This is a genomic window from Pseudomonas sp. P108 (genome assembly GCF_032613195.1).
Lineage (GTDB): Bacteria > Pseudomonadota > Gammaproteobacteria > Pseudomonadales > Pseudomonadaceae > Aquipseudomonas.
The window spans coordinates 6,461,279-6,486,502 of record NZ_CP126691.1 but is presented as its reverse complement, the minus strand read 5'-3'; the positions used below and the strand labels follow the sequence as shown (position 1 = coordinate 6,486,502).

The 25,224-nt window shown below is 56.6% G+C and carries 20 protein-coding genes; all 20 read left to right on the top strand.

Annotation, left to right across the window (positions count from 1 at the left end; all coding sequences use genetic code 11):
* The first annotated feature begins 10 nt into the window (after positions 1-10).
* The 20 genes from tagH (at position 11) to QOM10_RS28755 (ending at position 25,189) form a co-directional block, all read left to right on the top strand.
* Entirely contained in the window at positions 11-1,207 is a 1,197-nt protein-coding gene (gene tagH, locus QOM10_RS28850; protein WP_034152083.1) for a type VI secretion system-associated FHA domain protein TagH, read from the top strand.
* Positions 1,208-1,212: 5 nt separating this feature from the next.
* Positions 1,213-1,713: a type VI secretion system lipoprotein TssJ gene (tssJ, locus tag QOM10_RS28845; protein ID WP_095119786.1), complete on the top strand. Its 501-nt coding sequence runs from the start codon at positions 1,213-1,215 to the stop codon at positions 1,711-1,713.
* Between the two features lie 2 nt (positions 1,714-1,715).
* Positions 1,716-3,047, top strand: coding sequence for a type VI secretion system baseplate subunit TssK (gene tssK / locus QOM10_RS28840; RefSeq protein WP_007920300.1), 1,332 nt, complete (start codon positions 1,716-1,718; stop codon positions 3,045-3,047).
* Positions 3,048-3,052: 5 nt separating this feature from the next.
* On the top strand, positions 3,053-3,928 hold the full coding sequence (gene icmH / locus QOM10_RS28835) for a type IVB secretion system protein IcmH/DotU (protein WP_016985783.1): 876 nt from the start codon (positions 3,053-3,055) through the stop codon (positions 3,926-3,928).
* A gap of 13 nt (positions 3,929-3,941) precedes the next feature.
* A complete protein-coding gene (tssM, locus tag QOM10_RS28830) occupies positions 3,942-7,481 on the top strand; it encodes a type VI secretion system membrane subunit TssM (RefSeq protein WP_316917333.1) in 3,540 nt (1,179 codons plus the stop codon).
* Positions 7,481-8,209 (top strand): PP2C family serine/threonine-protein phosphatase, encoded by a 729-nt coding sequence (locus QOM10_RS28825; protein ID WP_316917332.1) that lies wholly within the window; start codon positions 7,481-7,483, stop codon positions 8,207-8,209. The genes tssM and QOM10_RS28825 overlap by 1 nt, the downstream gene beginning before the upstream one ends.
* The gene (locus QOM10_RS28820; RefSeq protein ID WP_316917331.1) at positions 8,206-9,207 is read left to right on the top strand and encodes a serine/threonine-protein kinase; all 1,002 of its coding nucleotides are present in this window, start codon (positions 8,206-8,208) and stop codon (positions 9,205-9,207) included. Before QOM10_RS28825 ends, QOM10_RS28820 begins: the two co-directional genes overlap by 4 nt.
* 28 nt (positions 9,208-9,235) lie before the next feature.
* Positions 9,236-11,272: a type VI secretion system tip protein VgrG gene (locus QOM10_RS28815; protein ID WP_316917330.1), complete on the top strand. Its 2,037-nt coding sequence runs from the start codon at positions 9,236-9,238 to the stop codon at positions 11,270-11,272.
* A gap of 40 nt (positions 11,273-11,312) precedes the next feature.
* Positions 11,313-13,781, top strand: coding sequence for a M23 family metallopeptidase (locus QOM10_RS28810; RefSeq protein WP_316917329.1), 2,469 nt, complete (start codon positions 11,313-11,315; stop codon positions 13,779-13,781).
* Positions 13,781-14,527, top strand: coding sequence for a hypothetical protein (locus QOM10_RS28805; protein WP_316917328.1), 747 nt, complete (start codon positions 13,781-13,783; stop codon positions 14,525-14,527). Before QOM10_RS28810 ends, QOM10_RS28805 begins: the two co-directional genes overlap by 1 nt.
* A 345-nt stretch (positions 14,528-14,872) precedes the next feature.
* Positions 14,873-15,484 (top strand): hypothetical protein, encoded by a 612-nt coding sequence (locus QOM10_RS28800; RefSeq protein ID WP_316917327.1) that lies wholly within the window; start codon positions 14,873-14,875, stop codon positions 15,482-15,484.
* Positions 15,485-15,648: 164 nt separating this feature from the next.
* Positions 15,649-16,398: a lysozyme inhibitor LprI family protein gene (locus QOM10_RS28795; protein WP_316917326.1), complete on the top strand. Its 750-nt coding sequence runs from the start codon at positions 15,649-15,651 to the stop codon at positions 16,396-16,398.
* 186 nt (positions 16,399-16,584) lie between these two features.
* The gene (locus tag QOM10_RS28790) at positions 16,585-17,724 is read left to right on the top strand and encodes a hypothetical protein (RefSeq protein ID WP_316917325.1); all 1,140 of its coding nucleotides are present in this window, start codon (positions 16,585-16,587) and stop codon (positions 17,722-17,724) included.
* A gap of 46 nt (positions 17,725-17,770) precedes the next feature.
* A complete protein-coding gene (locus tag QOM10_RS28785) occupies positions 17,771-19,138 on the top strand; it encodes a lysozyme inhibitor LprI family protein (protein ID WP_316918406.1) in 1,368 nt (455 codons plus the stop codon).
* Positions 19,139-19,342: 204 nt separating this feature from the next.
* Positions 19,343-20,737, top strand: a complete 1,395-nt coding sequence (locus QOM10_RS28780) for a TIGR01777 family oxidoreductase (RefSeq protein WP_316917324.1) — start codon at positions 19,343-19,345, stop codon at positions 20,735-20,737.
* Positions 20,738-20,746: 9 nt separating this feature from the next.
* On the top strand, positions 20,747-23,197 hold the full coding sequence (locus QOM10_RS28775) for an alpha/beta fold hydrolase (protein WP_316917323.1): 2,451 nt from the start codon (positions 20,747-20,749) through the stop codon (positions 23,195-23,197).
* Positions 23,194-23,703 carry a hypothetical protein gene (locus tag QOM10_RS28770; protein ID WP_316917322.1) on the top strand — a complete coding sequence of 170 codons (510 nt, stop codon included), beginning with the start codon at positions 23,194-23,196 and terminating at the stop codon, positions 23,701-23,703. The genes QOM10_RS28775 and QOM10_RS28770 overlap by 4 nt, the downstream gene beginning before the upstream one ends.
* Before the next feature lie 86 nt (positions 23,704-23,789).
* Positions 23,790-24,245, top strand: coding sequence for a hypothetical protein (locus QOM10_RS28765; RefSeq protein ID WP_316918405.1), 456 nt, complete (start codon positions 23,790-23,792; stop codon positions 24,243-24,245).
* Between the two features lie 4 nt (positions 24,246-24,249).
* The gene (locus tag QOM10_RS28760) at positions 24,250-24,621 is read left to right on the top strand and encodes a hypothetical protein (RefSeq protein ID WP_316917321.1); all 372 of its coding nucleotides are present in this window, start codon (positions 24,250-24,252) and stop codon (positions 24,619-24,621) included.
* 19 nt (positions 24,622-24,640) lie between these two features.
* Entirely contained in the window at positions 24,641-25,189 is a 549-nt protein-coding gene (locus QOM10_RS28755) for a hypothetical protein (protein WP_316917320.1), read from the top strand.
* The last annotated feature ends 35 nt before the right edge of the window (positions 25,190-25,224 follow it).

Here is a 25,224-nt window from a genome sequence, read left to right as displayed (position 1 = left end):
AGCATCAAACATGGAATTGGTTTTCGAAATGCTGAACACCAAGCAGTTCGTGCCCACCGAGTTGTGCCAGAAGACCTTTAAACAGGCCGGCGGCGTGATCGGGCGGGGCGAGGACTGCGACTGGATCATCCCTGACCGCAAGCGTCACCTGTCCAATCACCACGCGATTGTCAGCTACCGCGAGGGTACGTTCTTCCTCACCGACACCAGCAGCAACGGTGTCCAGGACGGCGAGAGCGGCGCACGCCTGCACAAAGGCGAACCGGTGCGCATCGAACACGGCAGCACCTACGTGCTGGGTGACTTCGAAATTCGCGCGCGGCTGGTACGCGACCCGGCGACCTTCGACGGTGAAGTTGGCCGTCCACGCGCCGCTGGCAGCATCATCCCCGACGACGCGTTCCTCGATCTCGACCCGCTCAATGCTCTCGAGCAGCAAGAGCGTGTGTACTCGGAAATCGACGAACTGCTGGCGCCGAACACCAAGCCTGAGGACTCCCGTCAACGCGCCGACTACGCGCGCATCGACATGGAAAGCCTGATGGTGCCGGAGCTGATTGCAGCCCCCGTCGAACCTGAGCCCGCTCCGGCGCCGAAAGCCGTTGAGCGTCAAAGCGAAGGTTTCTGGGATCATTTCGGTGCGGCGCTGGGCGTCGATGTCAAAGGCCTCAGCCACGACGAACGCGAAGCCCTGGCGCTGAACGCTGCGCGCTTGCTGCGCCAAAGCATCGGCGGTTTGCAGCAGAGCCTGCGCACTCGTTCCGAGTTGAAAAACGAGCTGCGTCTCGCCCAGACCACCGTGCAAGGCACCAACAAGAACCCGCTGAAATTCGCTGTCGATCCGAGCGAAGCCCTGCAGATTCTGTTGCAGCCAAGCAAGCCCGGCCATCTGCCGGCCGAGCAAGCCATTTCCCGCGCGTTCCGCGACCTGCAGGCGCATCAAGTTGCCCTGCTGACCGCCAGCCGCGCCGCCGTACGCGGCACCCTGGAGCACTTCTCGCCGGAGCAACTGACCCTGCGTTTCGAGCGCGACAACAAGCCGTTGATCGCCACTTCGGGCGGGCGCTGGAGAGCGTTCGGCCGTTATCACCAGGCGCTGCGTCAGGACGATGACTGGAGCGAGCGTCTGCTGGCCCGCGACTTTGCCCAGGCTTACGAAGAACAGATCCGCCTGATCTCCACCCTCCACACCGACCACCAAGGATGATGCGCATGTCTCGCCGCTCGACCGCTTTTTTCAAGACGCTGACTGCGCTCACCGTGCTGGTGCTGCTCGCCGGTTGCTCGTCGCTGTCGCCGTACTCGAAAGTGACCAAGATCAACCTGAAGCTGACCGGCAGCGATCAGCTCAATCCGGACCTCAATGGTCGGCCGTCGCCGATCGTCGTGCGCCTGTTCGAACTCAAGCACCCGGTGACCTTCGAGAACGCTGACTTCTTCAGCCTGTACGAACGCGCCAAGGAATCCCTCAACCCGGATCTGGTGGCCAGCGAAGAACTCGAACTGCGCCCGGGTGAAACCGTGGAAATGAAGCTCAAGGTGGAAGAGGGCAGCCTTTATGTGGGCGTTCTCGCCGCTTACCGCGACTTGCCGGACACCCAATGGCGCCACACCATTCAGATCACTCCGCTGGAAGTCACCGAAGTCGATCTGACTCTGGACCAGACCGGCATCCGCAACACCAATCAAGTGCTCGCCAAGGCGGATGACTGATCATGAATACCCATAAAGTCATTTGGCAGGAAGGCATGCTGCTGCGTCCGCAGCACTTCCAGCACAACGATCGTTATTACGATCACCAGATGAAAACCCGCACCCAATTGCTCGGTGGCTACACCTGGGGTTTCCTCAATCTGGAGATCGACTTGCAGTTCCTCAACATGGGCAAACTGGTGATCAGTGAAGCCTCGGGGATTCTGCCGGACGGCAGCCTGTTCGAACTCGGTGGCAACACCGAGCCGCTGGCGCTGGACGTGCCGCCGAACACTGGTAACACGCCGATCTATCTGGCGCTGCCGCTGGTCACCGGTAACCACATCGAGTCGCGCCGTCCAGAACAATCCGACGTGCTCGCGCGTTACACCGCGTATGACGCCGAAGTGGCCGACTCCAACGCCGGCGACGATTCCGCCAGCCAGGTCAGCTGCGGTCGCCCGGACTTCAAACTGTTGCTCGGCGAGCAGCAGAGCGATCAGGCTTACGTGAAGCTGAAGATCTGCGACGTGCTCGACACCACGCCGGACGGCGTGATCAGCCTCGACCCGGATTTCGTGCCGACCTACATTCAGGCCCACGCCTCCAGTTATCTGCTGTCGTGCCTGAAAGAAGTCATCAGCATGCTCAACCACCGTGGCGACACGATTGCCGAGCGGATTCGCTCCAACGGCAAGGTCGGCGGTGCTGAGGTCGGTGACTTCATGATGCTGCAACTGATCAACCGCACCGAACTGTTGCTGCGCCACTACCTCGGCCTGGAGCAAGTGCACCCGGAAGAGTTGTACCGCACGCTGCTGACCATGCTCGGCGATCTGGCGACCTTCTCCGGCGAGAGCAAACGCCCGCGTCTGGACAGCCGCTATTCCCACGCTGACCAGGGTGGGAGCTTCCGCAAACTGATGGAAGCGATTCGTCAGGTGCTGTCGATGGTGCTCGAACAGCACGCCATCGAACTGATCCTGCAAGCGCGTCAGTACGGCATCATCGTCTCGCCGTTGCACGACCACAAACTGCTTGGCTCGGCGTCGTTCGTGCTGGCGGCCAGTGCCAACTGCGACTCCGAAGAACTGCGCCACCGCTTGCCGGCGCACCTCAAGGTCGGCCCGGTGGAGCGTATCCGCCAACTGGTCAACCTGCACTTGCCGGGGATCAAGGTCAAACCGTTGCCGGTGGCCCCGCGGCAGATCGCGTTCCACTCGAACAAAACCTATTTCATCCTCGAACTCAGTTCCGAAGACCTGGCACAACTCGAGCGCTCCGGCGGTTTCGCGTTCCACGTGTCCGGCGAATTCGCCGAGCTTGAACTGAAATTCTGGGCCATCAGGAACTGACCGACATGATCAAGGAAACGGATTACAACCAGGACGACAAAACCGTCCTGCTCGATCGTCAAGGCCACGGACCGGCATCGAGTCCGCTGACCGACTTCGCCGCGCCGCCGCGTTTCGAGCAACTGGAAGAACGCATGATCTACGCCGCGCGCCTGCGCCCGGCCGAAGCGTTCAACATCAGCCTCAATTCGCTGGTCGCTGCCTCGTCCGAGCTGCTTTCGGAAGTGGTGCGCCTCAAGCACAGCGAAACCCGCGAAGACTTGTACGCACTCAACGAGCGTCTGACTGCCGGGCTGAAATTGTTTGAAGTACGCGCCCTGCACAACGGCGCCGAAAGCAGCCAAGTTATGGCCGCGCGTTACGTGCTCTGCACCGTGGTCGACGAAGCTGTCGTGACCACGCCGTGGGGCAACGAAAGCGAATGGTCGCAGATGAGCCTGCTGAGCAGCTTCCACAACGAAACCTTCGGTGGCGAGAAGTTCTTCCAGTTGCTCGACCGACTGTCGAAGAACCCGGTCAAGCACTTGCCGATGCTCGAGCTGATGTACCTGTGCCTGTCCCTCGGTTTCGAGGGCAAGTACCGCGTACAGGCACGCGGCATGCTCGAACTTGAAGGCATCCGCGATGCTCTGTATCGGCAGATCCGTCAGTTGCGTGGCGACGTGCCGCGCGAGTTGTCGCCGCACTGGGAAGGCTTGAACGATCAGCGTCGTAACCTGGTGCGCATCGTGCCGGCGTGGATGGTGGTGTTGTTCACTTTCGTCTGTCTGGTGGTGATGTATTCGGGCTTCGCCTGGGTCTTGGGCGAGCAGCGCGACACCGTTCTGCAACCTTATCAGCCGCTTGATCCGGCCGCGGTGCAACCGCAGTCGCAGCCGTAAACAGGGACGTGTGATGAAAAAGTTTTTCAAGAAAGTCGGCGCCTTCCTGCGCCAGACCTGGGTCTGGACCTTGCTGCTGGTGCTGTTCGTGGCGCTGCTGGTGTGGTTCGTCGGTCCGTTGTTGGCGGTTGATGACTACAAGTTCTGGGAGAGCTCGACCTCGCGCTTGCTGACCATCGCCGTGCTGTTCCTGATCTGGGGCCTGACCATGGTCTTCGTCAGCTGGCGCAGCGGTATCCGCAAGAAAGCCGAGGAAGAAAGCGAGGACGGCCAGGATCGCATTCGCCGCGAAGAGCTGATCGACGAAGAACAGAAGGAGTTGAAGGCGCGCTTCAAAGACGCGCTGAAAACCCTGAAGACGTCGAGCCTGTATCGCGGCCGCAGCGAGCGCTGGCGCAGTGACTTGCCGTGGTACCTGTTGATCGGCCCACAGGCCTCGGGCAAGACCAGTCTGCTGGACTTTTCCGGTCTGGAATTCCCGATCAACAAGATCGACCGCAAGCTGACCCGCGACACCCTCGGCACCCGTCATTGCGACTGGTACTTCGCCGACCACGGTGTGTTGATCGACACCGCCGGGCGTTACACCACGCAACCGGATGTGGAAGTCGACGGCGGTGCCTGGACGACGTTGCTTGAGCTGTTGCGCAAGCGCCGTCGCGGGCGTCCGTTGAACGGCGTGCTGGTGACCATTCCGGTGGAAACCCTGCTCGGCGGCAGTGAACAGGACATCGATACTTTGGCGCGCCAGGTTCGCGGCCGTCTGCAAGACGTGCATCAGAAACTGCACGTCGACGTCCCGGTGTATCTGGTCCTGAGCAAGGCTGACAAGCTGCTCGGCTTCGACGAGTTCTTCGATCAACTGACCCGCGAAGAAAGCGATCAAGTGCTCGGCACCAGTTTCCGCAAGGATCAGGTCGGCACCGACGTCGCTGTGCTGCGCAACGAGTTCGAAGAACTGCTGCGTCGCCTCAACAGCCAAGTGATCATGCGCATGCACTCCGAGCGCGATACCCAGCGCCGTGGCCGCATCCTCGACTTCCCGCATCAACTCGGGCAGATCGGCGAGCGCCTGTGCCTGTTCGTCGACATGGCGTTCACTGGCAACCGTTATCAGCGTGCCACGCAACTGCGCGGTTTCTACCTGACCAGCGCGCCGCACCTGACCCAAGAGATGGATGCGACCACCGCCGGCATCGGCGCCAGCCTCGGCATGAGCGCCGGCGTGCTGCCGACCCTGCGCAGCGGTCGTTCGCGGTTTATCCACCACTTGTTCAGCCAGGTGATTTTCCCTGAGTCCGATCTGGCCGGTCTGGACAAGCGCGAACGCAGCCGCATTCACTGGGGCCAACGTGCCCTGTATGTTGGCGCACTGGCGGCACTGGCACTGTTCGGTATGCTTTGGGCGGGCGGTTTCTCGGCCAACTACGAGCGCCTGGAAAACCTGCGCAATCTGGCGCAGAACTGGACGCAGCAACGCACGGCATTGTCGCCGCGTGATGACGCCATGGGCGTACTGAAAACCCTCGACACCAGCTACGCCGCAACGCAGGTGTTCCCGAAGAAGGGCGACGTTTCGTACCACGAGCGTGGCGGTCTGTATCAGGGTGAAGACGTCAATCCAGTGGTCAAAGTGGCTTACGAGCGCGAGCTTGAAAAGCAACTGCTGCCACGGGTTGCGACCATGCTCGAAGGGCAGATTCGCGCCAACATGAAGGACCGCGACCGCCTGCTCAACAGCCTGCGCGCGTACCTGATGCTGAACATGAAAGACCGTCGCGACGCCGCGTGGCTCAAGGACTGGGTCGCCACTGACTGGTCGACGCGCTACACCGGCAACACCGCTGTGCAGAACGGTCTGAGTGCGCATCTTGAGCGTCTGCTGAAGCAGCCGTTTATCTACCCGCTGAACGATCAGTTGGTGACCCAGGCGCGTCAGGTCTTGCGCAGCGAATCGCTGGCCACGGTGGTTTACCGCATGCTCCGTGAGCAGGCGCGCAACCTGCCGGACTACCGTTTCAGCCAACACCTTGGTCCACAAGGCTCGCTGTTTATCGGCACCGAATACGTGATCCCGGGTTTCTACACGCAAACCGGTTATCAGCAGTATTTCTCGGTACAGGGTTCGGCGCTGGTTACCGACATCCTGCGTGACAACTGGGTGCTCGGCGAAGGCGCAGGCATCAGCGACATGGACTTGCGTCGTCTGATGGTCGAGCTGGAGCAGTTGTACTTCCGCGACTACGCCAACTACTGGAGCGAAGCCGTCGGCCAGGTTGCCCTGCCGCCAATCAGCGACGCCGGTGAAGGCGCCGAACAACTGGCGGGCCTGACCTCGGCCAACTCGCCGGTACTGGCGTTGCTCACCGAAGTGCGTGAGAACACCCGCTTCCAGGCCGCTGCAGATCCTGTCGAAGAAGCTGGCGACGCTGCTGATGCGCTGGCCGGGCAGAAAGGCAAACTGGGTAAAGTCGGCAAACTTGCCGCCGCCGCAGCGGACAAGGCTTCGGCCCTGAACGTGGCGAAGACCCTGCCGGACACCGCGAAGAAGTCGCTGCAACGCCGCTTCGAACCGCTGCATCGTTTGCTCGATGACAACAACGGCCCGGCTGCGGACCTGACCCCGGCACTGAGCGCGCTCAACGACCTGCAACTGCAACTGGCCGGTCTGGCCCGTTCCAGCACGCCGGAACAAGCCGCGTTCGAAATGGCGAAAACCCGCATGAGCGGCCAGCGTGATGCGCTGACCAACCTGCGCAATGCGTCTGGCCGTCTGCCGCGCCCGCTCAGCGTGTGGTTCAACGTGCTGGCCGAAGACTCGTGGCGTCTGGTGCTCAACGATGCTTACCAATACCTGAACGGCCGTTATCAGAACGAGTTGTACAGCGTGTATGGCAAAACCATCAGCAAGCGTTATCCGTTCAGCGCCAGCAGCACCAGCGACGTAGCGATCAGCGATTTCCGCGAGTTCTTCCGCGCTCAAGGCACCGTCGACCGCTTCTTCGACAGCTACCTGCGTCCATTCGTCAGCGGCGATCCGGGCAACTACCGCATGCGCAGCGTCGACGGCCACAGCCTGCCGGTGTCAAAAATGTATCTGGACCAGATGGCGGCGGCGCTGACGATTCGTCAGAGCTTCTTCTCGATCAACCCGGCCGAGCCGACCGTGCAGTTCAAACTGGAGCCGTACACCCTCGACCCGGCGGTCAGCCGTTCCGAGTTCAAGTTCGGCGACAAGACCATGGAATACCGCCACGGTCCGATCCTGCCAATGTCGTTCAAATGGCCGACCGATGCTGAAGACGGTCGCACCAGTCTGGTCATGGACAAAATGGCCGGGCGCCCGATCGGCATCGAGAAGAACTCCGGCCCATGGTCGCTGTTCCGTCTGTTCGACCTGATGCAGACCGAGTACCTGACCGGTCGCGACGTGCTGGTGCTGAAAGCCGATGTAGGTGGTCTGCGCGCCAACTACCTGCTGACCAGCCAGCGCACGCCGAACCCGTTCGACATGGGCGTACTGCGCACCTTCCGTATGCCGGTGCAGCTCTGATGCTGGTGGCCAGTGCCTGGCGCAGCGCGGCGCGGACCGACCCGGGCAAGGTGCGGGCGCGCAACGAAGATGCCTTCCTCGACTCGCCACAGCAGGGGCTGTGGGTGGTCGCGGACGGCATGGGCGGTCATCAGGGTGGCGACATCGCCAGCCAGTTGATCGTCGCCAGCCTGGCTGAACTGCCGCAACACGAGGACTTCGACGAACGCCTCAAAGCCATCCGCCAGTGCCTGCACTGGCTGAACCGGCGCTTGGGGCAGGAGTTGACGGTCACCGCCGGACGCCACGACAGCATCATGGGCAGCACCGTCGTGGCGCTGCTGGTGGAAGGCAATCGCGCAGCCTGCATCTGGGCCGGTGATAGCCGTTGCTATATGTGGCGTGGGCAGCGGCTGTATCAGCTGTCCAAGGACCATTCGCTGCAACAGCAATTGATGGACGAGCAACAAATGAGCGTCGAACAAGCGGCGGCGCACCCGGCGGCTCAGGCCTTGACCCGAGCCGTCGGCGCCGCCGAACAACTGACCCTGGATGTCCTCGAACTCGAGGTCTATCCGGGCGATGCGTTTTTGCTCTGCAGCGATGGTTTGTATCAGGGCCTGAGCAGCGATGCCCTCGGCAACGCCCTCAGCCTCAGCGCGCCGCACGTGGCGCTGGAACGTTTGTTCGACGGCGCCCTGCGTGGCGCCGCGCGTGACAACCTGACAGCCGTGGTGATCCGCCAATGACCAAAATCGAATCGCCAATCGATGACTTGCTGATGAGCGAAGAGCAGGCCAACAACCTGACCTACTTCGCCTTCGCCAAGGAAAACAAGGCAGAGCCTTTGCTGGCGCCGACCAAGGCCAGCATCGGTGCACTGCCGGATGTACTCGCCGGTCGCTACCACCTCGAGCGTCTGCTCGGGGCCGGTGGCATGGGCGCCGTTTACCGGGCGCGGGATCTGCTGCACGAACAGTTCGGTGATCCCGACCCTTACATTGCGCTGAAAATCCTCAGCGAAGAATTTGCCGAATCGCCGGACGCCAGTGCCTTGCTCTACAGCGAGTTCGCCCTGACCCGACGCCTGCGCCACGACAACGTCGTGCGTGCGCACACCTTTGAAGTCGACACCGACTGCCAGCGGGCCTTCATCACCATGGAATACATGCGTGGCCTGACCCTGGACAAATTACTCTGCGAGCGGCCCCTCGGCCTGCCGTGGCAAGAACTGCGCGACATCGTCCTGCCGCTGCTCGACACGCTGGCCTACGCCCACGGTCGCGGCGTGCTGCACGGTGACATGAAACCGAGCAACGTCATGCTCAGCGAAGACGGCTTGCGCCTCTTTGACTTCGGTCTCGGCCAGGCAGAGGAGGGCGTGATGCCCGGCCTGCCGCATCTGAGCCGCGAACGCTTCAACGCCTGGACCCCGGGCTACGCCGCCCCCGAACTGCTTGAGGGCCAACCGTTGTCGGCCAGCGCGGACGTGTACGGCGTGGCCTGTGTGATCTACGAACTGGCGGGCGGCAAACACCCGTTCCGCCGCTTGCCCTCGACCCAGGCCCGCGACGAGCACCTGGAGCGCGAACTGCAAGCACCGGCGAATTTACCGAAGCACGGCTGGCCAGCGCTGCGAACCGCGCTGAGCTTCAACCCGGCAGAGCGCACCATCACTGCCCAACAATTGCGTGACGCCTTGGGCGCCACTTCGTCCTGGCTGCAACGTCTGCGACTTCGGGCCTAACGGATGACATTCGAACAGGGAGCACTTTATGTTCAACCCAGCTAACGAAACCCACTTCAGCCTCAAGGTCGAAGACTACGTCGGCGACCTGCAAGTGCTGTCGTTCACCGGCACCGAAGGCATCAGCCAGCCGTATCGTTTCGACCTCGAACTGGTCAGCGAAAACCCGGATCTGGACCTCGAACAACTGCTGCACAAGCAAGCGTTTCTCGCATTCGATCCACAGGGCTCGGGCATCCACGGCCAGATCTACCGCGTCGCCCAAGGCGATGCCGGCAAGCGCCTGACCCGCTACAAAGTGTCGATGGTGCCGCAACTGCAATACCTGCATCACCGCACCAACCAGCGCATCTACCAGCAGATGTCGGCGCCGAAAATCATCGCGCTGATCCTCGAAGAGCACGGCATCAAGGGCAACGCCTACAGCTTCCAGCTCAGCCAGCCGTGCCCGGATCGCGACTACTGCGTGCAGTACGACGAAACCGACCTGCACTTCGTCCAGCGCCTGTGCGAAGAGGAAGGCATTCACTACCACTTCCAGCACAGCGACAAAGGCCACCTGCTGGTGTTCGGCGACGACCAGACCGTGTTCCCCGACCTCGGCCAGCCGACTGCGTACTTGCAGGGCAGCGGCATGGTCGCCGAAGAACCGGTGATCAAAGGCTTCAAGCTACGCCTGGAAACCCGCACCAGCCGCATCACACGCCGCGACTACGACTTCGAAAAACCGCGCCTGCAAATGGAAGCGGCTTACAAGCCCGATGGCGAGAGCACCGAACCGGACCTCGAAGACTACGACTACCCGGGCCGTTTCATCGACCGCGCCCGTGGCAAGTTCCTCAGCCAGCGCGCCCTCGAACGCCATCGCGCCGACTACCGCCAGGCCGAAGGTCGCGGCGACCAGACCAAACTGGTCAGCGGCCACTTCATGGCCATGTCCGACCACCCGCGCAGCGAGTGGAACGACCTGTGGCTGCTCACCGAAATCGTCCACGAAGGCAAGCAGCCGCAAGTCCTCGAAGAAGGCGTGACCAGCGATACCACCGACAACAAGGACGACTTCCACCAGGGCTACCGCAACACCTTCCTCGCCACCCCGTGGGACGTGTTCTACCGCCCGGCCCTCGAACACCCGAAACCACGCGTCCTCGGCAGCCAGACCGCCATGGTCACCGGCCCCAAAGGCGAAGAAATCCACTGCGACCAGTACGGCCGCATCAAAGTGCAATTCCACTGGGACCGCGAAGGCCTCGCCGACGACAAAACCAGCTGCTGGCTGCGTGTATCCAGCTCCTGGGCCGGCGACCGCTACGGCGCCATCAGCATCCCGCGCATCGGCATGGAAGTCCTCGTCACCTTCCTCGAAGGCGACCCCGACCAGCCCCTCGTCACCGGCTGCCTGTACCACAAGGAAAACCCGGTGCCGTATGCCTTGCCGGCGAACAAGACTCGCAGCGTGTTCAAAACGCTTAGCTCACCGGGTGGTGGCGGGTACAACGAACTGCGCATTGAAGATAAGAAAGGTGCGGAGCAGATCTACATTCATGCGCAGCGGGATTGGGATGAAAACGTTGAGCATGATCAGAAGATTCGGGTCGGGAATGAACGTCACGACACGGTGGTGAAGAACACCTACACCGAGCTGAAGGCTGAAGAGCACCGCACCACGATCTCTGACCGCAAGATTGAAGCGAAGCTGGATGATCACCTGACGATTGGGCAGAACCAGCATGTGAAGCTGGGGACTGCGCAACTGACCAGTGTGGGGAAAGAGATTCACCTTAAGGCTGGGGACAAGATCGTTATTGAGGCGGGGACAGAGCTGACCATTCTTGGGGGTGGGAGCTTTATCAAGCTTGATGGCGGTGGGGTGACGGTGGTTGGGCCGGTGATCAAAATCAATGCCGGTGGGTCGGCTGGGTCGGGCACGGGCATTGGGATTAAGCCGCCGGTGCTGCCGGGGGCGGCGGATAAGGATAAGGCGGGGAGTTTGATGGATCAGGCGTTGGGGAATGCGGTGCCTGAGAAGGTTAAGCCGACAGTTGATTACCCTTTCTCGCTTTGAGCGGACGGACAAGCGTCAATATGAACAAGGAATTTTTTGAATGATCATTAGCCCTCCTTTTCTGCCGAAACCGAATGCGGGAGAAACTGACGATGTTTTCCTCTCACGCGCTATGGTCGGAGGTATCCCTGGCGATGGTGGCTATCCGCTAAGCTTTGACCTCAACTGGCATGGCGGCATCCATTTGACTGCACCTCAAGAAAGCGGAAAAGCTTTGCCGGTATGTGCAATCTCAGATGGAATACTGGTTTATTTTCGACAGCCGACCCAGGAAAGTGAGGCGGCGCCTGATCATGGCCTTAGGTATCGCGAAAAGTGGACAGATGATGGTTGTATTGTAATCAAGCACGAAACGGAGATAGGCGAAGGCGAAAAAGGAAAGATCGTCTTCTATTCAATCTATATGCATCTCACAAAAATTAGTTTGAGCGCGCCAGCTAAAGGAAAAAAGATATATCGAAAAGATATCATAGGTGAGGCTGGCAAAATTTACGGTGAGGAAAATAGGATTCATTTTGAAATTGTTGCTGACGATAGCAAAATCGAGAATATCGTTGGACGAAAAGAAAAAGACCTGGCATTCAAAACTAGCGATGGTCGAAAGGACTGCTGTTGGGGGGATATTTTTTTCTTTATTCCTCCAGAAGTTTTTGGTTACGAGAGTCAGCCATCCAGCCACTTATCCGCTCTAAATAACTCGCAGATTATTTATCGTTGCCCTGCTATGCCCGCAGGACCCGCGCCGATTGAGGAAGCGGGGGGCACTCCTGCAACTAATGTGTCAAATACAGTTGATGGTTATGAGTGGGCGCTGGCGACAGAGTTACAAGATGGGCTTTTTGTAAGAATGAGTTTCGTTAAAGGCTCATGTACGCTAACTACATATACCCGGTCTGGATTTGACTTGGGTGGGGTAGACGAGAAAAGTGAGTTTGAGTACTCGCTATTTAAAACTTCCAGCGAGCTATATCCCCAATCTCCCAGTGCGGGATTTGAACTGCTACGCTTTGGAAGAGTTATTGGTGAGGAGCGATTGCAGCCGACTGATGCTGCCCATTGGCGTAAAATAAAATTCCCCGCAAAAGTTGGCGAGGAAAGTAAAGTAGGTTGGGTTAACTTAAACTCTCCTACGGTTGGGAAGTTCAGCGATGCAGATTTTCCTCATTGGCAGGGTTGGCAGTTGGTTGATGACGATAAGGATAAAGATAGCCACTGCCAGTCACCTTTTATTCGAGAACTACTAGCTTTGGATGTTGGAAAAGTAGTTTCCGATAACACCGATGCCATAGGGATAGCTACTTCTCCTGCTTACTCCTCTCTATCGGAAGAGGCAAAGCAGCAGCTTTCTGAACGCTATGTGAAGGAGAGAGATTTAAGTAAGCAAAAGCTTGAAAGTACAGATGCTCAAAATCGGATTAAGCGCTTGGTATGCATGTTTCCCAGCGAGTGGTGTAAAAACGATTTTGATGCTCGCTACGACTGGCTATTAAAAGTGGCTGAAAATGGACCGATGCCGCAAGAGGCTTATGATAAGTTGAAGAGGCATCAGGTTGCATTAGGCTTTTGGGAAGATGCCGCTATCGAAGGCATTGAAAGTAGGCACTGGCATTTTCCACCAAAAGAATTTATTGCGACATTTAGGAAATGTAGTTGGTTAAGCAGAAATGAGCTTGTCCAGTTGCTTCCAACGAACTCGTTGAGGAAGGCATCTACTTGGCAGTGGGAGTCAATCAGCTTACCAAATGCGGGCACCCTGCTTTCTAGTTCAAGTCCAGATGCTTTAACTCGTCGGAATGATCTTAATAAGGCTTTGCGTAAATTTCTGGTAGTTACCCCGGTGCGATTGGCATGTTTCTTTGGTAATGCTACACAAGAAACTCAGTGGTACCAAAAGTTTCATGAGGGTAGCCCATATTGGTATAAGCCGTGGGATGGCAGAGGCTTTCTTCAGTTAACACATGCCAGTAACTATATAAAGTACTGGGAATTTAAGGGTGAAGTAATAAGCTCGCAAGTTAAACAGGTTTTAGCTAGTCATACAACGATGGCGAACAATAACAGACCTGTAGTTAATGGTCACAAAACTATGTACGATCCAACAAACTCATTGAGCGATGCGTCTACTGGCATTCCACAAGCGATCATCACAAAGCGTGACGCGGTAAAAGGTTCGTATGATGCAGCCAATAGTGCTGGCGCCTACTGGGCTTGGTCTGGGGCCTCCAAACAAGCTGATGGCTACTACACCAGTTCAAGCAGTACGTTAAAGACTCTAACAACTAATGCTCAAACAAAACATTATTATGAGAATTCTGCTTTCGGAAATGTTGCCGCTACTGTAAATCTAGGCTCCCCTTCATCTAGCTTCAGCTCTATTTGGGGAGTGCAAGCAAGATTTCTCGCTTTTGCAAACGCACAAATGGTTTTAATGGATACCTTGAGCTTTCCAACGCCATCTGGATCTTCGTCAGGGACGCCGCAGGACTTTGTTTATCGGAGAGTCGATTAATGAAAAAAACATTTGGTTTTTACCTTGCATTGGTGGTGTGTTCGGCTTCAAGCACGGCGGTGTCTGCTGACAAGGAACAGGCTGACGGAGTTGTAAATGTTGGGAACGAGCCTAACGACTCTATATCTGCGTCTGGAATAGCAGTCGTTAATGTGCGCCAAGGTAGTTGTAAATACTCACTTGATATTAGTAAAGATCAATATATTAAGTTCAATACACCTGATGTTGTATTTCTAGAGTCAAAATCTCCTCCTAAGGATCAGGACTGGCCGCATCTTGAACAGGCTGAAATGGCTGTCGGTTATGATTGGAGCTTTAAAAAAGACTCCAATTTAGGAGCCAAGTGGTTTGGCATGATGTGCGATGGTGTGGACAATTTTGACCTAAAACAAACTGGGGAAGACTCTGGGAGCGAGGATGTTAGTCCAGAGCTTCAGGATGTTAGGCAAGCAAATGCTCTTAAGTGTCCTGCAACGTTAAGTGATGAGAGATGGCTGCCAAATAAAAGCGCTGGCAACTCCGAAGACTACATTTTTCAAGAGTTGAGAGGTTCTGGTTGGTCGGGATTCATCTTCGGGTTTAAGGATAAAACGGGCAAAAAAATTGCGCGTGTTAGTTTTTGTATCCTAGAGGGAGAAAACATGCTGGTAGGTGCAGCGGAAAATTATCCTGATACTTTGACTCTGGATGCAGAGACTTTTCAAGGGATAAGAGACGTTTTATCTTCTTTGCGATTTTCTAAATAGTTTCCAGTGGATTCAGAGTGAACCAAAGGAGCGGACTTTTTTCGTCCTCCCGTTGGGTAAAGGGTGCGGGTAAGGGGAACGGATTTATTTATCCAACTGATTTTATCGTTGAACTCAAATAAATCTGTTCCCTTCGTTGTCTTGAAGCGGCGGGCTGGTTTTGGACGAAAAACAAACTGCTGGGAATTGCCGACTCTAATGACATACCCAAAATGACTCGACGTATTAGGGATGACGGTTCTTTAGTCGGGACCGATGCTGCTCACCCTTGGCCGGCTGCCGCGAACTTCTCGGCTCGTGAAATAATGATAAATAAGCTTCAAAGATTTTACTGAGGTCGTTTGAATGATTCGCCTAATGGTGTTTTTGTTATCCATTTATAGTGGCGCTGCTTATTCGGCTTCAACTGAGCATAGCCTGATATGTAAAGAAGCTGATCAGAATGCCGATCCAGCTAGCTTGACTCTTTCTTTTGAAGGGGGAGTCTTCTCTCTTGATGATGCTGATCGCGGATGTCGCTCAAATTATGTTGCTAGAGAAGTGGCAGGGGCCGAAAACATAGCAATTATATTTTCTTATCCAACCAGTGATGATATGGGTCTAAACGCTCAGGTTATGATTTTTTCTGCTGTAGCTAAAGGTGGAAAGGCCACATATATCGGAGACATCCCTGCTAGTGCTTCGGAGTTGGAAGATGGTACCTATAAAGATATTCAACAGTCCGGTGATTCAATTTACGAGAACGTTTACCGTATTGAAAGCACAAAAGTTGTGACTTTGACACCAGGTAAAGAGTTGGTCATTTCTGGCGAGCAATGTGTTTATAAGGAAGCGGGTAGCACTGTCTGTCAAAAGATGAAGGGCACCTTCAAAAAACCTGTGTGCGTCCTCAATAATGGTGAGCGCAAGGTCCTCGCGGATGCGAAGGAGTGCATGGACATGAGAGAACATCTTTGAGGAAAAGAATCAAAGGGGACGGATTTATTTATTGCGCTCGACCGCTTTGAGTTTGGTTCAAAACTTAAATAGATCTGGCCCGTTTGTCGGTTCTGCCTCTATCTTCTGTCGCAGGCCCGTTCAGAATTGAACGGATCACTGATTTTTTTTACGGACGCCAAGGAATGCAGATTTTCAGATTCAGCCTCATTTTTTTACTTTCAATACTGTCGCCTGTGGTCATGGCTGAGGGCACGATGATTGCCACCATCCTTCAGGCCGACTTTTCCAAGGACCCGGAAGTCCGGTTGCTTGTCAGAGTCGTTGATGTGGGTGGAGGTTCGGATACCCCTTCAATGGCGGTTCGTAATCAATGCCTGGAGAGGAAGGCGTCCGCAGAGCGTCTTGGGCCGGATCCGTGCTTTTCGATAGAGATCACGGAGAGCAAAAAGCAACGGGCCATTGTTCGGCAAACGCTATTGAATGATCCTCAGCGCACAACCGACCCTATCTATTTGGAAATTGTTTATCGCTCGGAGGTCAGCGAGAGCGATCCGACGAATCACCATCAGCGATCCGCCACACTGAAGATCGAAGAAAACGGCCTCTACAATTGGAACAATGAGAGCGAACAGGCATTGGCGGACGTTGAGTGGTTTCCCTCGGGAAATGGTGTTCTTGATCTGATGGTTCCTGACGCGGATGCATTGCTGAATTCTGTATATCGGGATCGTATGAGTCGGCTGGACGAAAGCGGTCAGAAAGCACTGAGGGAAACTCAAAGAGCCTGGATGAAATTTCGAGATGCGGAGTGCCAGGCCGACCCGAAATTGCATAAATCAGTTTTCGGTGAGTGGTCCGATGCCTGCCTAATTCGCGCGACGATAGAGCGTGCTCGCCAATTGGCTTTGGCTCCGGACAAGAACAGACGTTGAAACGGACAAGCCAGTGCATTCGCGCGAAAGCGTCAACTTGGATGAGCATGAACAAACTTTTCTTTTTCTTTTTTGCGTTATTTCCTTTACGTGTGAAAGGGGACAGATTTATTTGTTGCGCCAAAATTCTTTGATTTTGAGGCGGAGCGTAAACGTATCCGTTTCGATGGTAGGAAAATTTCTTCGATGGCTGATTCAATGAAAAATATATATTCGCTCCCTGGCTTTTTACCGTTAGCCTTTTTGCTTTTCAGTTCGGTGGCATTTTCTGCGAGTTTCGACTGTGGCAAAGCTTCAACGGACGTAGAAAGGAAAATTTGTCGTTCTCCTTCTTTGTCCGCAATGGATGAAAAGCTAAGTGAAGTCTTCAAGTCGATAAAAAGTCGGCGGGTTTTTCAATTAATTGAAAGTGATTGGCTTGAGTCAGAGCGTAATTCTTGTGAGTCAGTCGAGTGTTTAGAGGAAGTTTATGTTCAGCAGATAAGCTTTCTCACACCGGTTTCTATTGCGCCTAGGCCGACTCAGAAAGATATTAAGTTAATGTTGGGTGATAAACCCTACACACAGTTTGAACGCTCATGGAAGGTCATTGATTTAGCATGGCTTCCCAATGAAAAAGGGGCTGTTGAACGATTTGTGATCTCCGCTGAAACAATTTCAGGCATGTTGCATGTCATCGTGTTCGAAGGGCATTTTGATGCGGCGGTGATTGCGTATCGGGGTAATCTATATGAGTACGTTGATCGCAACGACAGGCCGGTATTGCACACGATTGCGAAAGATATCGGTTTTGATGGTGCTTTGAGTTTGGGTTCAAACGACGAAGGGAAAAGATTCGCGGGAATCTTGGATGGGGCGTTTTACTATCGACAGCAGCTCTCTAAGAATCAGCTGCGGGGGATGGTTTATAAGCTCGGTTCAAAATCTCCGCCATTGGAAAGCAGTTTGCTGTTCCAGCAGTGGCCAAATACTGATGAAAATGCTGTTAGTGGTTTGACATTCGGTTGGGGTGGTGAGTATGGAAAATTGCAAGCGTACTACTCGCACACCTCAGGGTATGAAACGATAGCGCAGGCTGGTCGGCCCGAGGCCGGTTGGAATATATATGCTCCGATTTGGAGCAAGTCACGGCCGACGTTCTATTTCAAGAATGGTGATGAAGCTATTTGGCGTGCCAATGTTGCGGATAAGACGTTAACAAAAATTGCGAAGGCTAGTTATGAAGGAATGATCCAAAATCCTACCCCTGTCGATATTAATGGGCGCGAAGCAGTCGTTTATCTGAATGGATCTACTCTGAAAATGGCTATCTCCCTTGAAGAATAAGCACGACTTAAAAATACACTTTCGCAAAATATTGTTGGAATTTGCCTTGAGTAAATATCTTATTCCGGTGCTGCCCGCCGTGCTGATTGGTGGTTTATCTCTGTTGGGGGGACATGCATTTGCTGACGATGCATGTGCCGATATCACTACGAGCTCTCAGAGGGAAAGATGTTCTGTGAGTGCCAAGGTTGCTGCAGATAAGCAGTTGAATACCAGTTATCAAGAACTGATGGTTCGGCTCGAGGGTGGGTATCAAACCGATCCAGTTCTTGCGGCGAGCCAAAAGGCAACGGTTCAGGAGGCTCAGCGCGCCTGGATCAAATTGCGCGATACCGATTGCCAGGTCGATGCGTTGGAGACGGAACCGGGCTCTTCGGCGCATGTGTCAGCGGTGAACAATTGCATCGCCAGTATGAGTCGCGACCGTTCAGTGTTTTTGGACAATATCGCGTCCGATACCGGGAGTGGCCCGACAATTGGACGTGGCTCGTGCCCTACGCAAGACTTTGCACAGTTTCTTCCAGCATTCTCCGCTAATGCCGAATCGCAGAAGCGACTAACTGCGCAGGCCGTGAAGCTATTGGTGTTGAAGGGGACGTCGGATATAGGACGGATAGTGACTCACGTCACTGCAGTGGTGGGGCGCGAGATGGCGTTTCCCTTAATGGCTGCGGTGCCAGATGGGAAAGTCGAAGGAATAGAAGTCGAGAAGGTGGATGATCGTCACGTTGACGTTGTGGATAAACGTGCCGGAAACAGCAATATCAAGATTTTCAACTTTTCGCGGAAGTCCTGCTGGACGCTTGATGGGGTTGAGGACTGGTCGATTCCTGATAAAGAGCTTTCTGTAGCCAGTACGCGGAAAATGAGTCGTGCGGAGAATTTCTGTTGGCAGCGCGGACAAGGATTTGCTGGCTTGGGCGGCCTTGAGCAATACCGGCTGACAGGAGAACTTTTTGAGGCGACTTTGGAAAATTACCTGTGCGCGGCCGCTTCAGGCGATCCTATATCTAGTTCGGCTGCGGCCGGGCTAAGTCTGTCGGGTATGGCCCCGCAATTGGAATACGGCAAAGTTGAGGCTCTTTTCAAAGCAGCAGCCGTTGATTCACCGAGCGGTGCTGAGTCGTTGGCTGGCTTCTATTGTTTTGGCAATGAATTGGCCGGTTCAGGACCCTGCCAGCGCCCGCTGGACGTTGAAAAAGAGTTGATTCGTGCTACCACCATGGGATCAACGCATGCATTCGTTTCGTTAGGCGATTATTGGAAAAGCGGCGATCTAGGAAAGAAAGATACTCCTCGCGCCTTGGCCTGTTATCAGCTTGCTGCCGACAAAGGTAACGACTCGGGCATCAATGCGATTAAGCGACTTCAGTCCGAAGTGGCCGAACCGATAGTGGCCAGCAGCTGCTTTTAGCGCGGTTAAGTGAAAAAGGGCGTTTACAGCGCCCGACGCCTTTTCACCTCGATGTGATCAAACGCGTTCCGCCATCATGGCTAACGCGTTTTCATATGCGCTGAGCCAGAATCCGCAGCGCTTAAAGGTTTAATTCTTGAGCATCTGACGACCGCGATTTTCCTTTAAACTCCCCACCCCCAAGGAATGCGCTCAGGACACGGAATGCCAGCCCCCTCGATCTCCCTTCGCCCCGCGTTAGTGCTCTGGTTATACGCCGCTGCGATCGTGCACATACTCGCCGGTCTCACCCTGACCTGGGCCGGGCATTCCGGATTACTCGACGGCTATCTGCACACCCTCGAACTCGCATTCTGGGGCGCCGACCCGGTGCCCGTCGTCGGCCACGAACAACAGGTCTGGTGGCTCGCGCTGTTCGGCGCGACGCTGCAAAGTTATTCGCTGTACATGCTTGCGCTGGTGCACTTGGGCAATCGCTTGAAAGCCCCGGCAGTCTGGGGCTGGTTGAGCGCCGGCATCCTGGTATGGGCGCCGCAGGATATGTGGCTCTCAGCGCAACAACAGGTTTGGTCGCATCTATGGCTAGATGGTTTTGCATTGCTGGTGTTGTTGCCGCCACTGTTCTGGCTGTATCGGCATGACCGCCGAAAGGCTTCTTCAGTAAAGGCACCGAGCCAATCCAACCCGTTTGCCGGCAGCGCTTTCAAACGCGTGCTGATCACTGGCGGTACCGGGTTCATCGGTGAAGCCTTGGTCAATCAATTACTCGACGCGGGCCATTCGCTCAGCGTACTGACGCGCGATCCGTTGACCGCGGCCAATCTATTCAACGGTCGCATCCGCTGTGTGCATTCGCTCAGCGAACTTAGCCACGACGAAGCCTTCGACGTAGTGATCAATTTCGCCGGCGCCCCTGTCGCCGGCCCACGCTGGACTCCCAAGCGTCAGGCGCAATTGCTCGCCAGCCGAGTCGGCACCACCGAAGCGTTGATGACCTGGTTGAAGAACGCCAAGCAAAAACCAACGCTGTGGATTCAAGCCTCGGCCATCGGCTTCTACGGCGTGCGCGATGCCAGCGAAAGCCTCGACGAACAGGCTAGCAAGGGTGACGGTTTCATGGCCGAACTCTGTGCGCGTTGGGAAGCCGCCGCGCAACCGGCCACTGAGTTTGGCGTGCGTCAGGTGGTGCTGCGTCTTGGCGTGGTGTTCGGACCGGGCGGCGCGCTGACGCCGTTACTGCTGCCGTTCCGCATGGGGTTAGGCGGGCGCATGGGCGATGGTCGGCAGATCATGAGCTGGGTGCATCGCGACGATGTGCTTCAGGTGATCGCGCGGGCTTTCAACGACGACACTCTGCGTGGCATCTACAACATGGTCGCGCCCGAAACGGTCAGTCAGTCAGCGTTCGCCGAGCAGGCCGGCAAGGTCCTCAAGCGTCCGGTGTGGTTGCACATTCCCGCCGCGCCAGTGCGCGCATTGGCAGGCGAGATGGCGCAGTTGTTCTTCGACGGTCAGCGCGTGGTGCCGCAGCGTTTGACCGAGGCCGGCTACACATTCCGTTATCCAACCCTCGACGCCGCTCTGCGCGATCTGACCTGAGGATCGCTCATGAGCAAGCCGTTGATGTACCTGCTGGCCGGCAACGGCAGCGCTGCTGATTGGTGGGATGACGCGCTGCCGCACTTTCAGCGCTACGACGTGGTGCCGCTGGAGTTGCCGGGCTTCGGCGCCAATCCGCAGCCACCCTGCGAGGATCTGGCGGACTACGCGCAGACGTTGCTGGCGATGACGGAGCAGGGCAGCGCGATCATGGCGGTCGGGGTCAATGCGTTGTTGGTGCTGCACGCGTTGCAACGTCGGCCCGGGCACTTTTCGCGCAGTGTTCTGTTGGCGCCGGTTGGGGCATTTTTGTGGCAGCGTCGCTTGCCGGCGTTGATGTCGCCGCTGCCGATCCGCAAGACCATCCACTGGCTGCTGTCGAACAAGCCCACGCTGTTCGCGCGCAAGTTCTCCAACCAGACCTGGACGTCCGCGCAGTGCCAGCGCATGGGCGCCGGCTATGCGCGCTGCCGGGCATTCGTGCCGCATTGGGATCTGGTGCGGGCCGATACCGCGTTGCCACTGCTGGAGTGGATCACCGATCCGGTCGAGCTGGTCTGGGGCGATCAGGACGCGGTGCTCGGCATCGAGCAAGCGGCGGCGTGGTCGGCGATTCTCGCCCGCGCCGATCTGACCATCAGCCTCAAACCCGGTTGGGGTCATTACCCGTGGATCGACGCGCCCGCGCAGTTCGCGCAGTGGCTGGAGTCGGGCGAGCGCGGGTTTGTCGCGCACACCAAGGGCGGGCGTTTGCGCCTGGCTGAACTGGCGCGGCAAGCGGTGCCGACGGCGCTGACTCTCAACGATTGCACTGATCTGCGTCTGCCCGCATTTCTCGCTGCCCAACCTGATGTGACCTGGGCGGTGCGCTCCTCCAGTTATGGCGAAGATCAGGCCGATTCGGCGAATGCTGGTTTGAGCACGACCTATCTGCGCGAGCCGTCCGCCAATGTGCCGAAACGCATCGCCGAACTGACGGCCGAAGGCGTCGAGGAAGTGGTGGTGCAACGCTTCATCGCGCCGGTAGTGTCCGGGATCGCTTTTGTGCGCCATCTCTCGGTAGAACTGGAGTGGGTTGAAGGCCATCTCGAATCGCTGGCCGACGGTCACGTCAGCCCCTCGCGAGCAACGCTTTCGCGGGTTGGCGATGCCTGGCGCAGCGGCACGTTCACGCCATCCCACGGCTTGACCGAAGACTTGCTCTGGCGCTTTCTGCAAGACGTACTGCGCGTGTTCCACTACGTGCCCGGCGACGTCGAATGGTCCTGGGACGGCGCGCAATTGTGGCTGCTGCAATACCGGCCGATCAGCGACTACGGCTGGCGCCGCCACCTGACCGCCGCCAATATCGCCGAGATCCTGCCGCCGCAACCGAGCGTGTTGGTGGAATACGCCCAGCGCCGCGCTGCTGCGAGTATCCCGGCGATCATGGCGCGGTGGGATGCGCGGGTGCTGCAGGACAACGAGCCGTTCACCGCCGTGTTCGGCGGCGCGTCCTATATCAACAATGATCTGTTTCTCGCCCGGCTGGCCGACTGGGGCATCAGCGCCGATAACTACGCTGGTGAAGTCGGTGGTGCGACGCCGCATTTGCCGTGGCAGCCACTGAAAATGTTGCGTTCGTTGCCGCTGTTTTTGCGCATGCAACGCAAGGCTCGCAGCCATTTGCTGAGCCTTGAAAATGGCTTGCAGCGCTTCGATCAGGAACTCGCCGAACTCGTCGCCCAAGGTGCCGATGGCCAACAACTCGCGGACTGGTTCACCCGGTTTTACGTGTTCGTGGTGCAAGGCAATCTGTGCATCGCCACGGCGCTGGCCAGCAGCGGCGGTGATTGGCTGGGCCGCCCGCCGACCGCTTACGACAACCTTGAAAACAGTCCGCATCGATTGCCGTGGGAAACAGATCCGGCCACCCCTCGTCCCGCGTCGGGCGATCTGCCGCTACAGCCATTCCCGCAATGGCCAGGTCTGATCCGCCTCGCCCATTCGAGCGGCCTGCCGGGCTTGCGCGGCTACTACCTGCAAGTACGCGAGTGGTATCGCGACAACCTCATGCGAATCTTCTTCCGCCTGCACCACGCCATGCCGCTGGCGGATCGCGAACACTGGTTTGCGCCGCATCCGGACGTGCGCACCCGCGACGGCAGCTTCTGGCAGGACGGTCGCGAAGGTACGGAGCAGGCCACCGGGTTCATGATTTATCCGGGGCAGGTGCAGGGCATTCTGGGCGAGGATATTTTGCTCGAAGACACCCTCGATCCGGGGCGACATGCGCACTATCAAACAGCGCGGGCGGTGATTGCGCGGATGGGTGGGCGCTTGTCGCATGGCTCGACGTTGCTGCGTGAGTTGCGAAAGCCGTCGGCAGTGATACCGCAGGTGGATCCGGCGTGGGTGGGGTGTGAGGTGTTGTATCGGGATGGTGAGTTGGAATTGATTAATTCGAAGGATACGAAGTGAAACGATTGCTGGTGTTATGTGTGAGCTGGTTGCCGATAGCGGTTATGGCGGCAAGTGTTTGCAATCAGGAAGCTGACTCAAAATATTTCTTATCGCAATGGTCGCAGAGCAGTGAACATCCGGAAGACATACTTTCCAGTCTCGATGGAAAAGAGTTTTCTATCGATCCGGGCCACGTGGTTTTTCGCGGCGATCTAAATGGCGATGGCATCGAAGACTTCATCTTCAATTCCCGCGTCGGCATTGGCTCATCAATGGATAGCACATTCGCCTTCCTGATCCAGTGCCGTGGTTATTTGAGGTATTCGGGCGGCGGTTACTTCGCCGGGGTCAAAGTTCTGGACGGCCCAGCCAAGGGGGGAGGTGAGTTCAAGGACATCGAGATCTACTCCTACATCAGGGACAAGCGCGGGCGGATTCGCTACAAGGGTGAAAAGGCCATGACCCGGCCACATCTGTGGCAATTCGACCCGCAGACACAGCGTTACGAAGGGCAGGCTGAGTAAGCCGACGGTCCCCACGGCATTTACGGAGTTACTACGTGAAAGGATTTTCGATTGTTCTCGGCAGCTTGATATTGGCTGCCGCGTCTATGGCATTCGCTGCCGATCCAACCTTCAAGGATTACACCGTCACGCCAGTTTTCAACGGCCCCAACCATAAACTGGTGCCGCAAGAAAACAGCAGCCCAATGATGGATCAGGCACGGGTGCAAGCCCTGAAAGGCAAGGTCAACTTCGCCGGCCATTACATCCTGCACAGGCTCGGCTGTGGCGGCAGCGCCATTTGCGGCGAAGTGCTGGACGCTCAGACTGGGGAAGTCGTTGGTGGTCTACCGAATGCTTACGACGGCAGCTCGTTCGGCATGGTTTTCCAGCCCGACAGCAGCTTGATTATCGTGTCCGGCATCACGCTCGACGGCGAAGAAGATGCGCAGGGGAATGCTTTGGAGAGCGGCAACCGGGATCGTTACTACGAGTTTGTGAACAATGAATTTCGACTGCTGAGCATGACCGATGTGGAATCGTCGCCGATGGATGAGGAGTGAGTGGATGAACCGGTTTTTCATTCGGTCTGTGCTGATTGCGTTTTCGCTATTACCTCATTCACTGGCCGCGACTGCCAGCGAAGGGAGTTGCTACGGCTACCTTACTGAGCTTGTCAGGAGTAGCGATTTTCCGTTTCGTTATGTCGGCAAAGACAAGGTCAATTTGCTGATCGATGAGGACGACGGTGAAGTAGTGCGCGCTCAGCTGTTTTTCGATACCGACGGCACCGGCACGATTGGCTGGATCAAATACACCCCGGCTACCCGTGTATTGCTCAATAGCTCGGCGGAGTTGGAGGAGCCAGTGGCATTGTCTTTCGATGCCAAGTTTGCGGACGGCTATGCGAAGTGCTTGGCGGAACAACAGGCTGGTTAACGGTGAAAAGGATTTCTCAATGAATCAGCTTTTGTTTTCCGGGGGGCTGGCATGGTTGTTCTCTTCCCCAGCCTTCGCCGCACCGACGGATGCTTACATCCAGCGCGATGTCATGCAGTGCGGCGGTGTTGAAGTGGTGTTGGTGTCGTCCTGCCGATCGGTGACGGTGGATGGTGCGCAAACCCACGTCATCCCGGTCTGCTCCGACCAGACCATCAACATCGGTAGCAAGGTGCTTCGACGCGATATCAGCAAAGTTTCACAACTCACTTCCGACGGTGCGAAGACGAAGATGTTGAGCAATGTTGTTGTGGCGATGGATTGCGTGGAAGGCCCCCAGGGCAGTCTTGTTTCGATAGGCGGCTATGGCGGTTGTGGTGCTTGCGGGGAGTGGCACGGCTATTACTCGACAACAGGGCGATTGGAGCAATACAGCTTCGATAATAACCAGCGCTCGTTTGGCTCGAAGGGATCTCGGGACGAGCTGATCAAGGCCTATGGCGTTACGAAGAGACAGTTAATGTCAGAAAGCCCGGCGGTGAAGAGGATCGTCTATGGCCAGCCTTAAATGTGACGCACCTGAGTCATCGTGAAACCATCAGC

Excerpts from the sequence above, each read along its gene's own strand:
- QOM10_RS28765 (WP_316918405.1), top strand. The coding sequence starts at position 23,790 with ATGGCATTCGCTGCCGATCCAACCTTCAAGGATTACACCGTCACGCCA.
- QOM10_RS28780 (WP_316917324.1), top strand. The coding sequence starts at position 19,343 with ATGCCAGCCCCCTCGATCTCCCTTCGCCCCGCGTTAGTGCTCTGGTTA.
- tagH (WP_034152083.1), top strand. The coding sequence starts at position 11 with ATGGAATTGGTTTTCGAAATGCTGAACACCAAGCAGTTCGTGCCCACC.
- tssK (WP_007920300.1), top strand. The coding sequence starts at position 1,716 with ATGAATACCCATAAAGTCATTTGGCAGGAAGGCATGCTGCTGCGTCCG.
- QOM10_RS28755 (WP_316917320.1), top strand. The coding sequence starts at position 24,641 with ATGAATCAGCTTTTGTTTTCCGGGGGGCTGGCATGGTTGTTCTCTTCC.
- QOM10_RS28805 (WP_316917328.1), top strand. The coding sequence starts at position 13,781 with ATGAAAAAAACATTTGGTTTTTACCTTGCATTGGTGGTGTGTTCGGCT.
- QOM10_RS28775 (WP_316917323.1), top strand. The coding sequence starts at position 20,747 with ATGAGCAAGCCGTTGATGTACCTGCTGGCCGGCAACGGCAGCGCTGCT.
- QOM10_RS28790 (WP_316917325.1), top strand. The coding sequence starts at position 16,585 with ATGGCTGATTCAATGAAAAATATATATTCGCTCCCTGGCTTTTTACCG.
- QOM10_RS28815 (WP_316917330.1), top strand. The coding sequence starts at position 9,236 with ATGTTCAACCCAGCTAACGAAACCCACTTCAGCCTCAAGGTCGAAGAC.
- QOM10_RS28800 (WP_316917327.1), top strand. The coding sequence starts at position 14,873 with ATGATTCGCCTAATGGTGTTTTTGTTATCCATTTATAGTGGCGCTGCT.
- QOM10_RS28795 (WP_316917326.1), top strand. The coding sequence starts at position 15,649 with ATGCAGATTTTCAGATTCAGCCTCATTTTTTTACTTTCAATACTGTCG.
- tssM (WP_316917333.1), top strand. The coding sequence starts at position 3,942 with ATGAAAAAGTTTTTCAAGAAAGTCGGCGCCTTCCTGCGCCAGACCTGG.
- QOM10_RS28825 (WP_316917332.1), top strand. The coding sequence starts at position 7,481 with ATGCTGGTGGCCAGTGCCTGGCGCAGCGCGGCGCGGACCGACCCGGGC.
- icmH (WP_016985783.1), top strand. The coding sequence starts at position 3,053 with ATGATCAAGGAAACGGATTACAACCAGGACGACAAAACCGTCCTGCTC.
- QOM10_RS28810 (WP_316917329.1), top strand. The coding sequence starts at position 11,313 with ATGATCATTAGCCCTCCTTTTCTGCCGAAACCGAATGCGGGAGAAACT.
- QOM10_RS28820 (WP_316917331.1), top strand. The coding sequence starts at position 8,206 with ATGACCAAAATCGAATCGCCAATCGATGACTTGCTGATGAGCGAAGAG.
- tssJ (WP_095119786.1), top strand. The coding sequence starts at position 1,213 with ATGTCTCGCCGCTCGACCGCTTTTTTCAAGACGCTGACTGCGCTCACC.
- QOM10_RS28760 (WP_316917321.1), top strand. The coding sequence starts at position 24,250 with ATGAACCGGTTTTTCATTCGGTCTGTGCTGATTGCGTTTTCGCTATTA.